The following is a 16,336-nucleotide window of genomic DNA, read 5'->3' as shown; positions in this document are numbered from 1 at the left end:
TGACGTATTTTAGTCACCCGCAATTCTGTGGAAAGTCTATTTACTGCGCTTAATCATGAAATTTAAATTGTACTTAAAAATGTTCCTGTTGACAGGAGCGCTATTAACCCTATTCAATCAGCTTTACGCACAAAACGAATCGGTATGGAAAGATGCTTCAGTATCTGAGTTCTCAGAGGAGTGTTATTTGAAAAGTATGCCGCGTAATTATCGATTGCTTGAACTTGATCTGAATAAAATAAAAGCAGAATTAAATACTGCTGTGTATGATTCGGATCCCAATGCATTTAAAACTGCGCCAATTATTTCTTTACCATTGCCTGAAGGAGGTTTTGGAAGATTTAAAGTAGTTCGTTCAGAAGTTTTACCGGATGATACTAAGCCATCGTATTCAAATATTATCAGAACTTTTTCAGCTGTGGGCATAGATGATAAATATGCGACAGCGAAACTTGATTATACTATTTTTGGTTTTCATGCTATGGTCATGACTCCAAGCGGATGGTTTATGATTGATCCTTATTCTCTTTCGAATTCATCTCATTATATTTCTTTTTATCGTCGTGATAAAACAGGAATGTCTGACTTCAATTGTGAAACAGAGGCCAATGATATCAGAAGACTAAATCCCATTGAGCATTCTGCTCCCTCTGTAAACAGAACTTCCGGAGCGAATTTAAAAACGTTCCGTCTTGCTTTATCATGTACAGGTGAGTATGCAGCATTTTATGGTGGAACGCAAGCCGGAGCACTTTCCGGAATGGTTACATCTGTAAACAGGGTAACAGCAGTTTACGAATTAGAGCTTTCAGTTCGATTGGTTTTAATTGCGAATACAACAAAGTTGATCTTCTTAAATTCAGCAACAGATCCATTTACAAATAATAATGGAAGTACGATGCTTGGTCAAAATCAAACGTTAACTACCGATTCAATAGGATCTGCGAACTATGATATTGGCCACGTATTCAGTACCGGTGGTGGAGGAGTAGCAGGACTTGGTGTTGTTTGTAATTCGAGTAATAAGGCACGCGGTGTAACAGGTTCCGGTTCACCGGTTGGTGATGCATTTGATATTGATTACGTCGCTCACGAAATGGGACATCAGTTTGCAGGAAATCATACTTTCAATGGTGCCTTGGGTTCATGTTCCGGTGCGAACAGAAATGGTTCAACAGCATATGAACCAGGTTCAGGAACTACGATCATGGCCTATGCAGGAATTTGTAGTACAGACAATACTCAAAGTAACAGTGATCCGATATTTCATGTAAAAAGTTTAGATGAGATCTTAACGTTTGTTACATCAGGTAGTGGAAGCGGATGTCCAACTTCTTCAGCAACCGGTAATTCAGCACCGGTAGTTACAGTTCCCGGAAATTTCACAATTCCATATTTAACACCTTTTTCATTGACCGGTTCTGCAACTGATGTGAATGGAAATTCTCTGACATATATCTGGGAAGAATACGATTTAGGAACTCAAGCGCAAGTGAATGCAACTCAAACTGCAGGATCAACTTTTCCTTTGTTCAGAGTGTTTACTCCTCAGACAAATGGTACAAGGATATTTCCAAAGATCAGTGACATCGTAAATAATACTTCTACAATAGGAGAACGACTACCTTCTGTTGCAAGATCATTGAACTTCAGAATGACCGTTCGCGACAATCGATTGAACGGAGGTGCAATATCTAACAATGATACTCCTGTCTTATTAACAGTCGTTGCAACACCTGATACATTTCTTGTGAAGCAACCTAACACAGCTTTAACATGGAATGCCGGATCGACTCAGACTGTTTTGTGGGATGTGTCGGGGACCGATGTGGCACCGATCAGTTGTGCGAATGTCAATATTTATCTTTCAACTGATGGTGGATTTACTTATCCGACAACACTTGCTTCAAACGTTCCAAACAATGGTTCTGCAACGATTACAGTTCCCGGAACTCTTACTACAACGGCAAGAGTAAAAGTTGAAGGTGCAGGAAATATATTTTTCGATATTTCAAATGTGAATTTTACAATTGCAGCAGGAAGTGCTGTACTTACAACACTCTCTACACTACCACTTGGAAGTACTTTTCTATGTGCAGGCGGAAGTTCTTTCAATGTTAGTTTTAGCGGTGATGGTCCGTCCAATGCAGGGAATATTTATACTGCACAATTATCAACAGTAGGTGGAGCTTTTCCCGGAACTACAATTGGAACTCTGAGTTCAACAGCTTCTTCGGGAACTATTTCATGTACTGTACTTGCAGGAACAACTCCGGGAAGTATTTACAGGATCAGAGTAATTGCATCAAATCCTTCCGTGACGGGATCAAATAATGGAACGAACCTGACAGTTCAACAGTCAGTTGGTGCTGCAGGTTCTGTTACCGGTACTGCTACAGTATGTGCAGGTCAGAATTCAGTTGCTTACTCTGTTGCTGCCATTACTAATGCAACTACATACAACTGGAATTTACCTTCGGGAGCTACAATTGCATCAGGAGCTGGGACAAATTCGATTCTTGTAAATTACAGTGGTGCTGCAATTTCCGGAACGGTTACTGTTGCCGGGGCAAATAATTGTTTCAACGGAACAACATCACCTGCGTTTAATGTCACAGTCAATCCACTACCAACGGCATTATCTGCTATTACAGGAAGTGCAACTTGTGTTGGGCAAACAGCAACATTCAATGTCTCTACTAATCCTACAGCAGTAACTTACAACTGGTCGTTAACCGGCGGTGGTACGATAGCTTCAGGAAATGGTACAACTTCCATTACTGCAAATTTCAGTTCGGCATCGACAGGAACATTAAGTGTTTCCGGAGTAAACTCATGTGGAAGCGGAAGTCCATCGACATTAGCAATTAATGTGATCGCTCAACCGGCTTCACCAACAATAAGTGCAGGTGGTCCTACGGCAATTTGTGCAGGCGGAAATGTTTCGCTTTCGTTTACACCTGTCGGTGGTAATTTATATCAATGGAGAAAAGATGGAACATTGATCGGAGCTACAACAACATCACCGTTGTCTGCAACTACAGCAGGAACATATGATCTTGCATCATGGGCACCTCAAACCTATTCAAATACCACACCGGTGGCAATACCTGATAATGTTTGTGCAGGCGGAGTTGCCAGTCCGATTTCAATTTCAGGTTATACCGGCGCTGTTACCAGTTCCGGAATTTCGATCTCTATAAATATAACACACACGTATGATGGAGATCTTATTCTTTCGTTACGTGCACCGAATGGACAGATGCTGGCATTAACCAGAAATACAGGTTCATCAGGTGATAATTTTACGAATACTGTTTTTACAGATGCTGCAGCTGCATTGATCACTACGGGAACTGCTCCTTTTACAGGAAGTTTTAAACCAATTGCAACAACTGCTACGACTTGTACAACTACAACGATCACTACTTTCACAGCAATAGGCGCGGGTGCAATCAATCCAAATGGAACATGGAATTTAATTGCAATTGATAACGCTGCAATTGATTCAGGAATGATCAACAACTGGTCGATCACAATTCCGACAAGCACCTTTGCGCCTTGTTATGGAACCGGAAATTCTATTGCAGTAACAGTTACACCTGTGCCTGCGATCGGTTCATTTGCTCCATCAACGGGAACAGCAGGGCAGACTGTAACGATCAATGGAAGTGGATTTACCGGTGCAACTGCAGTTACTTTCAACGGAATCAATGCGACTTCTTTTACAGTTGTAAATGCTTCTCAGATCACAGCAGTGGTACCAGCCGGTTCAACCACAGGATTAATATCAGTCATAACCCCATGTGGAACTGCGAATAGTGCTTCTAACTTTACCTCAGAGATCACATTAAATCTGAAACTCTTCATCGAAGGATTTTATTCAGCAGTCAATACAATGAGATCACCATTGTTAACTTCGAATTGTGATAGTATTGATATTCGACTTTGCTCTTCAACTTCACCGTACTCGATTCTATACACTTCAAGAAATGCATTCAATACATCAGGTAATGGTGTATTTACTTTTCCCGGAGCAGCTTTGGGAAGTTCTTATTACATAGTACTGAAGCATAGAAATTCATTAGAGACATGGAGCGCTAGTCCGGTTTCATTTGCAACTTCGTCAACGTTGTATGATTTTACTACTGCTGCAAACAAAGCATTTGGATCAAATCAGATACAGATGTCGGCAGGAGTTTGGGCGATTCGTTCCGGTGATGTGAATCAGGATGGATCTATCAATCATTCTGATTTTACAGTATTGCAGGCAACGCTTCCAATCTTCTTTATGGGATACCAGATCAGGGATATTACAGGGGATAATTGCAATGAATCTGCAGACTACTCTCTGATGGAAAATAACTCGAAACTAAATCTCGTGGTGTTAAAGCCGTAGTGTTTTTAAACAAAGTATAATAAAACTGTCATTCACAAATGGCAGTTTTTTTTTGCTTTAACGTAAGAGATCTGCAATAACAAATGCCGAAAAAACAATACTTGCAATTCCATTTGTAGTAAAGAAAGCAAGATTGACTCTGCTCAGATCATTTGGCTTTACAATAATGTGCTGATAGGTAATGAGAATTGCAAAAACAGAGAAGCCAATCCAATATATAATTCCAAATGGCAGATAAAGTCCTGCTACAAAAACAAAAGCAACGGATAATAAATGCAGAAGTATTGAAATATTCAATGCGCCTTTTTTTCCGAAAGCAACGGGCATTGAATTCAGTTGTAAATTACGATCAAACTCTTCGTCTTGCAAGGCATAAATTATATCAAAACCACTTACCCAGGTGATAACAGTGAAGCTGAAAAGTAATGGAAGCCAATCAAATTTTCCGGTTACAGCAAGATAGGCGCCAATTGGAGCGAGAGACAAACCAATTCCCAGGATCAGATGACAAAGCCATGTAAAGCGTTTAGTGAGAGAATAGCCTAGTACTACGATGAGGGCTACAGGAGAAAGGTAAAAACAGATCTGATTAATAGTGTAGGTAGTAATGATAAATGCTACAGAAGAAAGAATCACTAACGTAAGTGCTGCGACCGGACTAACAACTCCTTTTGGAATTTCTCTGACAGCAGTCCGGGAGTTCTGAGCATCGATGTTTCTGTCGATGTACCGGTTAAAAGCCATAGCTGCAGTTCTTGCGAAAATCATGCAGAGAATTACCTTGAATAAAAGCAGTAATTCGAAATGTGATTCAGGACGAGTGATGGCAATTGTAAAACCAATCAAGGCGAAGGGCATTGCAAAGACAGTGTGACTGAACTTTACCAGTGAAAGATAATTGTTTATTTTATTTAAGAACACAAAGGTTTCCTCCGGTGCAAATGTAATTAAAAATTAATACCCGCAGACTTATGAAGATGGCATAAAAAAAACCGGCATTAATAAAAAATGCCGGTTTCGTTTTGTATAATATAATTCTTATAGAATAATAAGTTTTTGTGTTCTTATAGTTTCTCCATCAATTTTTAAAGTGCAGAAATAAATTCCGGAATTCAGTTCACCGTAAGGTATCTCCAGGCTGTTGCTGATCAGTTTTAATGAAATGTTCTTTACAACAGATCCAATTGAATTTGATATTGTGATCGAAGCTTTTCCGAATTTACCTATAGAAGCAAGATCATATTGAATACTTGTATTTGCTGAACTCGGGTTCGGATACAAAGAGAAGTCAATGCTTTCGTACATCTCATCAATTCCGATATTGCAACCTCTGACTGAAGCATAGGCATTTACTTTTCCATAACCCCAGTTATTATCCGGTAGAGTGGAGCCGGTAAAATTATCATGATCTGCACAATTCAAAATTGCAGTTTTAACATCCAGCCATGTAGCAGTCGGATTTTTCTGAAGATAAAGCGCGCAGATTCCTGCAACCATTGGTGAAGACATTGAGGTTCCACTGCTTCGTTTGTGTTTTTTTCCCGCAGCAACTTTTGTCGGTTCTGTTGCCGATAAAATATTTAATTCTGATTGCGTTCCTGCCGAAAGGACCCATTCGCCGGTTGCAGTAATATCAGGTTTGATCCTGCCATCACGTGTTGGACCACGACTGGAGAAAGAGGATAATTGTCCAACTTCTAAACTTGTATCTCTGGTAATAGCGAAATTTGCATTGGTGTAATAATTTCTGTTAATGTATGAGCCAACTGTTATGACCTTATCACTACATGTGAAACTACTTACAATAGTCTGCTCACCATCCGGTTTTTTATACTGATTTATTACAGGGAAAATTAAACTGTCGGGAATATTGTCAAAAACCATTTCAAGACTCCATGCATCCATTCTTCCACTGCCAAATGTTTTGAAACTCCATAAATATCTGCTGGTATCATTTCCGGAAATATTCATAGTTGAATCCGGATAGATGATGTATTCAAAAGAATATCTGCCATTGAAATATTCTGCATAGCGATAGATTGTTCCAAGACGATTGGTGCCATCGAATAGGGTATCAACAACAACGGTATCCAATTGTGATTGGATATTGACAAATGGCATAGTTGCAACTGAATAATAATCCGGTTTAACTCTGTCCAGTCCAATCGAAAAATTTGCATTCTCAAATTGTCCTGAATCGCCCCATGCCTGAATGTAAATGTAATCACTGCTGAATTGCAGCCATGTAAAATTAGTATCTGCATTCAGGTCATATCCGAGATGAATCGGTGCTGTACCTGCATTTCCTGCTGAAGCTACAACTACACGACCGGGTCCTGTTGTTATAAGATTGTCGATGTACTGCGCCTGAATATCTTTTCCATCATGAGAACCGAAATAAGTTCCCAGACTAATATTGATAACTGCGGGTTGACCTAAAGCATCGGCTTTATCGAAAATATATTTTACTGCATCACCCAATGAACTCAGAAAGTCATTGTCAGGCTGGTTTAAATTTGCCTTGACGATGATCATGTCTGCTTTTGGAGCCATGCCTTTATAATTATTTACTGCTAATCCATTTCCGCAAGCAATTCCGGCAACATGGGTGCCATGTCCGAAAGGACTATCGTAATGTTGCGTGGATGTATCGATCTGATTACCGATGTATTCTTTTCCATAGCCATAAGGCTGAGGTTGTGTCAGTGGATTAAGATTGATGATCGACTGATCCCAAAGAAATTTGATTCTTGTATTTCCAAATTCATCTCTGAAATCAGGATGAGTGTAATCAATTCCTTCGTCTATGATACCGACAACTACACCTGTACCATCATAACCTTGTGGTAATCCAAAACCATTTTGAACTTCAAGCGCATGATTATTTCTCACAGCCTGATCATTCATTGGTAAAAATTTATAGTCGTTACTTTCAATTCTCTGAACATCTGCAACCTTTGCAAGAATATCGATCTTGTTCAGTGGAATTCTGATCGAAGCTATGTCACCTGCAGAGTTTTTAAATACTCCACCTAATTCAATTGTCTTTGCCTTTATAACATCAACATTCCCTTTCACCAGTACTGAGATCTCTCTTGAATCGTTATTTTCAGCTTTTATTTTTCGCTTCAAGCCGAAATTCATTTTTGCAGATTGCTCTTTTGCCTTTGTAGATACATTGGTAAAAGAATTCTGAGCAATGGCACTTACAGTGAGAATCAGAGAGAGAGAAATAGAAATTAACTTTTTCATTTTTGCAATAGAAATTTATTCTGATTAGTACTGAAGATCAGCGTTTTTGTTACTTCTAATTGGTGAGAAATCTGACTTAAAATATTCTTTGCTATTGAGGTGGAAACTTCGAAAATAAGCGGAATTATAGCTTTTTTGAAGCTAATCCAGGTGTCATTGAAATATGACAGCTTTCAATATATCTTTTGATTGAGGGTGAGAGCTCAATTTGTTTGCCTTATTGAGCCTTTCTGCTTCATTTTTTGCCTTTTTTTAGCGACATTTGCAGCCTTATTTTAAACCGGAAATGAATCATTTTCATGATCTGCCGGACTCAATTTTAATAAACACAAAACAAGTATGGCTGACGATAAAAAGATAATTTTTTCAATGGTAGGTGTAAGTAAAACTTATCCACCACAAAAACAGGTTTTAAAGAACATTTATCTTTCGTTTTACTATGGAGCGAAGATCGGTATCCTCGGTTTGAACGGTGCCGGTAAATCAACTTTGATGAAGATCATAGCCGGACTTGAAAAATCTTTTACCGGTGAAGTAGTTTTTTCTCCGGGGTATACTGTCGGATATCTTTCACAGGAACCGGAATTTGATAAAGATAAAACAGCAAGAGAAGTTGTAATGGAAGGTGCGCAAAAAGTTGTCGATCTTTTGAAAGAATTCGAAGAGATCAACAATAAATTTGCAGAGCCTATGGATGATGATGCAATGAATAAACTCATTGAACGTCAAAGTCAGGTTCAGGATGCAATTGATGCAGCGAATGGATGGGAGATCGATAATAAGATTGAGATCGCTATGGATGCTTTACGTTGTCCTGATCCTGAATCGAAGATCGCAACTCTTTCTGGAGGTGAAAAACGTCGCCTTGCACTTTGTCGATTGTTATTGCAAGAGCCGGATGTTCTTTTGCTCGATGAGCCAACGAATCATCTGGATGCTGAATCAGTTTTATGGCTGGAACAACATCTACAGAAATATTCAGGGACAGTAATTGCCGTAACTCACGATAGATACTTCCTTGACAATGTTGCAGGATGGATTCTTGAACTGGATAGAGGAGAAGGAATACCATGGAAAGGAAATTACTCATCATGGTTAGAACAAAAATCAAATCGATTAGCGCAGGAAGAACGGACTGAAAGTAAACGTCAGAAAACTCTTCAACGTGAATTGGAATGGGTTCGCTTGTCGCCGAAAGGTCGTCATACTAAATCAAAAGCACGTATCGCTGCCTATGATACCATGTTGAATCAGGACGTTAAAGAGAAGGAAGAAAAACTTGAATTATTTATTCCACCCGGACCGCGTTTAGGTGGAGTAGTTATTGAAGCGAATAATATTTCGAAAGCATATGGCGACCGGGTTTTGTTTGAAAACCTGAGTTTCTCATTACCACCTGCAGGGATTGTCGGAGTTATCGGACCGAATGGTGCCGGTAAGACAACACTTTTCAAAATGATCATGGGTCTGGAGAAACCGGATTCAGGTGATTTTAAAGTTGGAGATACTGTTCAGATCGGATATGTAGATCAGTCGCATGACGATCTTGTTCCGGGAAAAACGGTTTATGATGTAATCTCAGGCGGAACAGATACAATGATCGTCGGAACTCAGAAATTGAATTCGAGAGCGTATGTTTCTAAATTCAATTTCAGTGGAACTGATCAGAGTAAAAAACTGGAAGTGTTATCAGGTGGAGAAAGAAATCGTGTCCATTTAGCCATTGCTTTAAAACAAGGTTCGAACGTACTTTTGCTCGATGAGCCAACGAACGATATCGATATCAATACACTTCGTGCACTGGAAGAAGCACTTGAAAACTTCGCCGGATGTGCCGTTGTTATTTCCCATGATAGATGGTTCCTCGATCGTATTGCCACTCACATCCTAGCTTTTGAAGGTGACTCTCAGGTTTATTTCTTTGATGGAAACTTCTCGGAATATGAAGAGAACAAGAAGCAGCGTCTGGGTGATGTACAGCCTCATAGGATCAGATATCGGTCTTTGGTCAGATAAAGTTTACTCAATTCCGGTTTTTGATTTAAGCCGGTGAAGAGTAAAATGTTTAAATTGTTTAAGGTGTTTAAATTGTTTAAGGTGTGGAGAAAGTATCAAAGCACTTTAAGCCCTTTAAACACCTTAAATACTTTAATCCACTATTCAAAAAAGAAAATTTCAGTTTCATGCAAAGAAGATTGTGAATAATTCCCTTCCACCATCCATATTCATGACCGTTTGATATCTATTTTAGAGGCTACATAAAAATCATGTCAAAACCAAGTATACCAAAAGGCACAAGGGACTTTTCTCCGAATGAAATGCGCCGGCGGAATTATATTTTCGATACTATCCGGACCATTTATTCTCGCTATGGTTTCGAACAGATAGAAACACCTTCTATGGAAAACCTTTCTTCACTGGAAGGAAAGTATGGGGAGGAAGGAGATAAGTTGCTGTTCAGAATTTTGAATTCAGGTGAAGTAGTGGATCAGATAAAGAAGGCCAATGGAAATGTTACAATGCGTGACATTGCAGAAAAAGGACTTCGTTATGATCTGACTGTTCCTTTTGCGCGTTATGTTGTAATGAATCAGAATGATATTTCTTTTCCATTCAAAAGATTTCAGATCCAGCCGGTGTGGCGCGCTGATCGTCCGCAGAAAGGAAGATACCGCGAATTCTTTCAATGTGATGCTGATGTTATTGGTTCAAATTCTTTACTGAATGAAATTGAATTGATCTCAATCATCAGTGATGTATTTGAGAATTTGAAGTTCGGTGTAACGATAAAACTCAATAACAGAAAAGTACTTGCAGGAATAGCAGAATTAATTGGCGCTTCAGATAAAATAATTGACATCACTGTTGCTATTGATAAACTTGATAAGATCGGTATAGAAAAAGTAATTGATGAATTAAAGTCAAAGGAAATTTCTGATCGTTCGATAGAATTATTAAAACCGATCATTGACCTTAAAGGCACGAACGAAGAAAAACTAAATGTACTTTCTGAAGTATTGTCTGATTCGGAGATCGGTAAAAAAGGAATCGAAGAACTCCGTGAAATTCTGTCAGGATCTACGGATATCCCGCCAATGTGTGTGCTTGAACTGGACATTACATTAGCACGTGGATTGAACTATTACACAGGAGCGATCATAGAAGTGAAAGCAAATGATACCCGGACGACTTTTACCGGTAGCATCTGTGGAGGTGGACGATATGATGACCTCACCGGAATTTTTGGTTTACCAAATATGTCAGGTGTAGGGATTTCTTTCGGAGCAGACAGGATCTACGATGTAATTGAAGAGATCAATGCATTTCCTGATTTCAGTAATGTGTCGACACGATTGATGTTTGTCAATTTTGGAATTGCGGAGGCAACTTATTGTTTAAGCATTGCACGACAATTACGGAAGTTGAATATCAATACTGAAGTTTATCCTGATGATGCTAAAATGAAAAAGCAAATGGCTTATGCGGATAAGAAAAATATTCCATTTGTAGGTTTGATCGGTTCCGAAGAAATGTCTTCCGGAAATCTGACTATAAAAAATATGAAAACAGGAGAACAAGTAAAAATAACTGCAGAGCAGCTTCCTGATTTAATTTCTTGATTTAATAATTGTAATTTATGGCACAAGCACAGCACAAGATCAGCAGCACAGAACTTTCGATAAATGATATCGAAGAAATTATTTTCGAGAACCGAAAGCTGGTCCTTTCCGATGATGCAAAAACGAAGATCGTTAAGTGCAGAAAATATCTTGACCGTAAACTCAAAGAATATAGTGAGCCTATCTACGGTATCAATACCGGTTTCGGTGCGCTTTACAATAAATCCGTTTCTGAAAATGATCTTGGAAAACTTCAGCGTAATCTCATGGTTTCACATGCGTGTGGCACCGGAGATGTAGTACCGGTTGAGATCGTACGTTTGATGTTGCTTCTGAAGATTCAGGGATTGTCATATGGAAATTCCGGAGTTCAGCTTGTGACTGTTGAGCGATTGGTTGACTTCTTCAATAATAATATTTTTCCAGTAGTATATCAGCAAGGTTCGCTTGGGGCTTCCGGTGATCTTGCGCCACTCGCTCATCTTTGTCTGCCATTGATCGGAGAGGGAGAGGTTTTGTTTGAAGGAAAAGTTCAACCTTCGAAAAATATTTTAAAGAAATTCGGCTGGAAGCCAATTGAGCTTCAGTCAAAAGAAGGATTAGCGTTACTGAATGGAACACAATTCATGTCGGCATATGGCCTGTATTGTATTATGAATTCATATCAGCTTGCTTCAATGGCTGATTTTGTTGCGGAAATTTCTCTCGATGCATTTGATGGCCGGCAAGAACCTTTTGATAAATTAATTCACAAGATCAGACCTCACAAAGGTCAGATCGATGTGGCTGAGAATATGAGAAATATTCTGAAAGGCAGTCAGATGATCAAACGCCGCAAAGAACATGTGCAGGATCCGTATTCATTTCGTTGCATTCCACAGGTGCATGGAGCTTCGCGCGATGCTATAAACTATGCTGCTGGTGTTATCCTGACAGAGATTAATTCTGTCACAGACAATCCAACTGTTTTTCCTGACGAAGATAAAGTGATCTCAGCAGGGAATTTTCATGGACAACCTTTAGCTCTTGCTATGGATTTTCTTGCCATCGCACTTGCTGAGCTTGGAAATATTTCCGAAAGACGAACTTATTTATTAATTTCAGGTCAACGTGGATTACCGCCTTTTTTAGCAGGTAATCCGGGTTTAAATTCGGGTTTTATGATTCCGCAGTATACTGCTGCGTCAATTGTTAGTCAGAATAAGCAATATTGTACCCCTGCTTCAGTTGATAGCATTGTATCCAGCAATGGCCAGGAAGATCATGTCAGCATGGGCGCGAATTCTGCTACTAAATTATTTAAGGTGGTGCAAAATGTTTATACCATTCTGGGAATTGAGCTAATGACAGGAGCACAGGCTCTGGAGTTTAGAAAACCATTACAAAGTTCCAGAATGATTGAAGAATTTGTAGCAGCTTACCGTAAGTCTGTTCCATTTATTGAAGAAGATGTAGTAATGTATCCATTGATGAAGCAAAGCGAGGAGTTTCTGAAGAACCTGTAATTCGCAGAATAAAATACTTTTGTAATGATGAGAAAAAGTTTAGTTTTCTTTTTTATGTTTTTTTGTTCTGTTTTGCAGGCGCAATATTCGCGTTTGAATTCATTGAATTTTACTCAGTTTTCTATTCGTCAAAAGGAGAATGAAAATGAAATCAATAAACTGATTGCTTCTGAATTCAACTCACATCCTGACCTTGGAATTTATCCGTTCGATACCCAGAAGAAAAACCGGATGATTGAATTGGTAGACAGGCGGACGGTTTTTTCAAGATACTTTGTTGAGAAGGGTTCCGGTGGAAATCGATTCATGATTCAGAATTCCTATTCACCGATAAATTATTTTGATGAGAATGGTTGGTTGCGGGAAATAAATTATCGATTGTCCCCAACTGAAAAGCCCGATATTTTTGTTTCGGATCAACAGCGTTCTCCACTAACGATCGATCTCGGAAAGCGTGAAGTTGAAATTTTATTCCAGGGAAAAAAATTAAAACTGGCGAAAGACATTCGTTTAATTCATATTGACGATAATGGTATTGAAAATGAAATTGGTCAATCAGATTGGTCCAACCGTACAGTAGGGGATGATGGTATAAAATTTCATAATTTTTATCCGAATGTTGATCTGGTTTTTGCTGTAAGTGAAAGCAAGATTGAAATGGATTTTATTTTGAAACAAAGGCTGAACTTAATTGGAGGAAATCTGGTTATGCGTCAGCAGTTTGAAATGAGTGATGATCTCAGAATCAATTCTGAAATTATTGGACATGGGACTAATCACATTGTTGATGGGAAGAATAATATTTGTTTTACTATTGAAAACTGTTATGCTTATTCAAATGGTAATTCTGATCTGCCATTAGCAGTTAATTCGGGGTTTAATTCGCAGGGAGAATTCAATGTTTTTACTCCTGTAAGTTGGTTAAATTCTGCATCAACAATTTATCCTGTTGTCATTGATCCTGTTGTTACTGCTGCTGATAGTTTGTTGGCTGCTTCTATCATGGGAACAAGATACAGTGCGGTTTGCTGGACCAACAGTTGCGATTATTTTCTGAATGTTCCAATACCTGCCAATACAACTATTACAGATATTACCGGTAAATTCAGATTTTTTGCATTTGGAGCTTGTATGGGAGATGATGGAGGATTCAGTATTGAAAATGCGGGATGTTTATTTCCTCCCGGGTCACCTCCGGTAATGACATGTCCTGCAGCCATAAATTTTAGTTGCGGATATGACAGTACTTCAATGCCCGAGCTCCTGGCATGTTTGCCTGCACCATCCTGTTCAGCTCAGGTTTTGAATTTTGTTTTACACTTCTACAGATGTAATGTCGATCCTGATCCAAATTGTACCGGCAATTGTGTGAGGGCAAATACAAATTGGGTCATGTATGTTTCCGGAACTACACTTGAGAACGCATTCTTTACTCCAAGTATGCAAGTCTGCGGTGGAACAAGTGTTGATCTGGTTGTTGTTCCTCAGAATGGAGTTCCGCCTTATACATTTGTCTGGAATACTTCGTCATCAACTAACGATACATTACGCGTTACACCAAATGTTACAACAATTTACAATGTAACAGTAACGGATGGTTGTGGAACAACTTTTACTGCAGCTGATACTATTACTGTCGAACCAAATACCAACCCGGGCTTTACAATTTCTCCTATTACTGCTTGCATCAATACACCAATCAATTTATCAGGAAATGGTAGTTCAGCTGTGACGGATTATGATTGGGTAGTACCGGGAAGCAATGCTGCCGGTGGAGTTATCAATGACAATCAGAATCCGACAGTGCAATATTCTTTGCCCGGAAATTATAGTGTAACACTTCGCTACTTCAATTCAAATTGTCTTTATTTCGATTCTACAATTGCTATTACGATCACTTCGCAATCTGTTCCTGATGTTTCAATAGTAAATTCAGTTGCAGGTCCTTTTTGTCAGGGCGATACATTGCATTTTGATGCTACACCTGTGAATGGTGGTACTGCACCGACGTACGATTGGATCGTTGATGGAGTTTTATTGCAAAGTGGAGCAGTGGACACTTTTTCTACTTCTGTGTTGAACAATGGATCAGTTGTCCAGGTTGTGCTTCATTCGAATTCTTCTTGTGTTTCTTCTCCGACAGATACTGCTTCAACTTTCATAGCATTAAATTCTTCCGTAGTTCCAAGTGTTACTATTTCTCCCGATACAGCAGTTTGTCCGGGTTCTCCAGTCACCTATACTGCAACAGAAATTAATGGTGGAACAACTCCAACTTTTCAATGGTATGTTAATGGTTCAGCAATTCCCGGTGCAACAACCGCAACGTTTGCAACAGTTTTGAATGCAGGTGATTCTTTGATCACTGTTCAAATGAATTCTGCATTACGATGTGTAACTACTTCAACTGCTATCGATACTTCAATAAATGTGCAGTTGCAAAATTCTGTTCCTGCACTCAATTTAAATTCAGATGCAAGCGCTTCTCTCTGTACAGGTGATACAATTCATTTTACTGGCTCATCTGTCTATGGCGGAAATTCTCCGCTCTTTCAATGGTATGTGAATGGAATTGCATCCGGTACTGCTTCTTCAGATTCTACATTTGATTTTGTAGTTGGTACCGGAACTGATTCTGTCAGTGTTTTATTGACTTCCAGTTTGCCATGTATCATTACTAACACAGCTGCCGGATATGATATTATTCAGGGATTGATTTCTTTGATGCCTGATGTGACTATTTCTACAAATCCGCCGGTAGTATGTGAGGGGAATACAACAAGTTTTATCGCTCAACCGCAATATGGAGGAGTGAATCCGACTTTTGAATGGTATGTTAATGGACAAAGCAGTGGTAGTGGTAGTATTTTTACTCCGCTACCGTTAGCTACTGCAGATAGTGTAAGTGTTGAAATGACATCGAGTGTTCCATGTGCTATTCTGCCACAAGTCAGTTCCTATTTTCTGGTCAATAATTTCCCATCGCCAATTGCAGATTTTATTTATTCAAATCCTGCCGAAGGTGCCTTCCTGAATCAGGTCAGTTTTCTGAATACTTCGATTGACGCAAGTTCATGGGTATGGTATTTCCGGTCAGATTCTGATACAACTTTTGTCAGAGATCCGGTTCATCAGTTCCCGGCACAAGGAACTTATGAAGTAACATTGTTAGTTCAGAATAATCTTGGTTGTATTGACTCGATCACTTACAATGTTATTGTCGAAGATCCGATAGCCGTATTTTTGCCAAGAGCTTTTTCTCCAAATGGGGATAATATTAATGAGTCATTTGCCCCGATCGGTGCAAGTTTGTCTGAATATGAATTCAGGATCTTTAACCGGTGGGGCGAGGTTATTTTTATCGGTAATGAAAAGAAACCCTGGACAGGGAATGTCCGGGATACAGCAACACCTGCTCCCGAAGGTGTGTATGTTTACCATCTGGAGGCCAAAGGCCTTGATTTAGAGGAAAAAAAGGTCAATGGGAGAGTGACATTGATCAGATAAAAATTCCCATTTTATAACAGTCATTCTACTGACTTTTTATCTAACTTCGCAGC

General features: G+C 39.2%; 7 protein-coding genes. 5 read left to right on the top strand and 2 right to left on the bottom strand.

The window, feature by feature from the left end; translation table 11 throughout:
* Positions 1 to 79 precede the first annotated feature (79 nt).
* Positions 80 to 4,399, top strand: coding sequence for a proprotein convertase P-domain-containing protein (locus IPL24_10435; GenBank protein ID MBK8364075.1), 4,320 nt, complete (start codon positions 80 to 82; stop codon positions 4,397 to 4,399).
* 57 nt (positions 4,400 to 4,456) lie between these two features.
* On the opposite strand, the gene IPL24_10430 is transcribed toward IPL24_10435, so the two are convergent.
* Both IPL24_10430 and IPL24_10425 read right to left on the bottom strand, forming a co-directional pair.
* Positions 4,457 to 5,305 (bottom strand): UbiA family prenyltransferase, encoded by an 849-nt coding sequence (locus IPL24_10430; protein MBK8364074.1) that lies wholly within the window; start codon positions 5,303 to 5,305, stop codon positions 4,457 to 4,459.
* Between the two features lie 132 nt (positions 5,306 to 5,437).
* Positions 5,438 to 7,651 carry a S8 family peptidase gene (locus IPL24_10425; GenBank protein MBK8364073.1) on the bottom strand — a complete coding sequence of 738 codons (2,214 nt, stop codon included), beginning with the start codon at positions 7,649 to 7,651 and terminating at the stop codon, positions 5,438 to 5,440.
* A gap of 339 nt (positions 7,652 to 7,990) precedes the next feature.
* On the opposite strand from IPL24_10425, the gene ettA reads away from it, so the two are divergent.
* The 4 genes from ettA to IPL24_10405 all read left to right on the top strand — a co-directional run bounded on the left by ettA (position 7,991) and on the right by IPL24_10405 (position 16,283).
* On the top strand, positions 7,991 to 9,667 hold the full coding sequence (gene ettA, locus IPL24_10420; GenBank protein ID MBK8364072.1) for an energy-dependent translational throttle protein EttA: 1,677 nt from the start codon (positions 7,991 to 7,993) through the stop codon (positions 9,665 to 9,667).
* A gap of 251 nt (positions 9,668 to 9,918) precedes the next feature.
* Positions 9,919 to 11,271 (top strand): histidine--tRNA ligase, encoded by a 1,353-nt coding sequence (locus IPL24_10415; GenBank protein MBK8364071.1) that lies wholly within the window; start codon positions 9,919 to 9,921, stop codon positions 11,269 to 11,271.
* A gap of 17 nt (positions 11,272 to 11,288) precedes the next feature.
* Positions 11,289 to 12,776 (top strand): histidine ammonia-lyase, encoded by a 1,488-nt coding sequence (gene hutH, locus IPL24_10410; protein ID MBK8364070.1) that lies wholly within the window; start codon positions 11,289 to 11,291, stop codon positions 12,774 to 12,776.
* Positions 12,777 to 12,803: 27 nt separating this feature from the next.
* Positions 12,804 to 16,283: a gliding motility-associated C-terminal domain-containing protein gene (locus IPL24_10405; protein MBK8364069.1), complete on the top strand. Its 3,480-nt coding sequence runs from the start codon at positions 12,804 to 12,806 to the stop codon at positions 16,281 to 16,283.
* The last annotated feature ends 53 nt before the right edge of the window (positions 16,284 to 16,336 follow it).

Source organism: Bacteroidota bacterium (assembly GCA_016711505.1).
Lineage (GTDB): Bacteria > Bacteroidota > Bacteroidia > AKYH767-A > 2013-40CM-41-45 > JADKIH01.
This window is presented reverse-complemented; position numbering and strand designations above follow the sequence as displayed.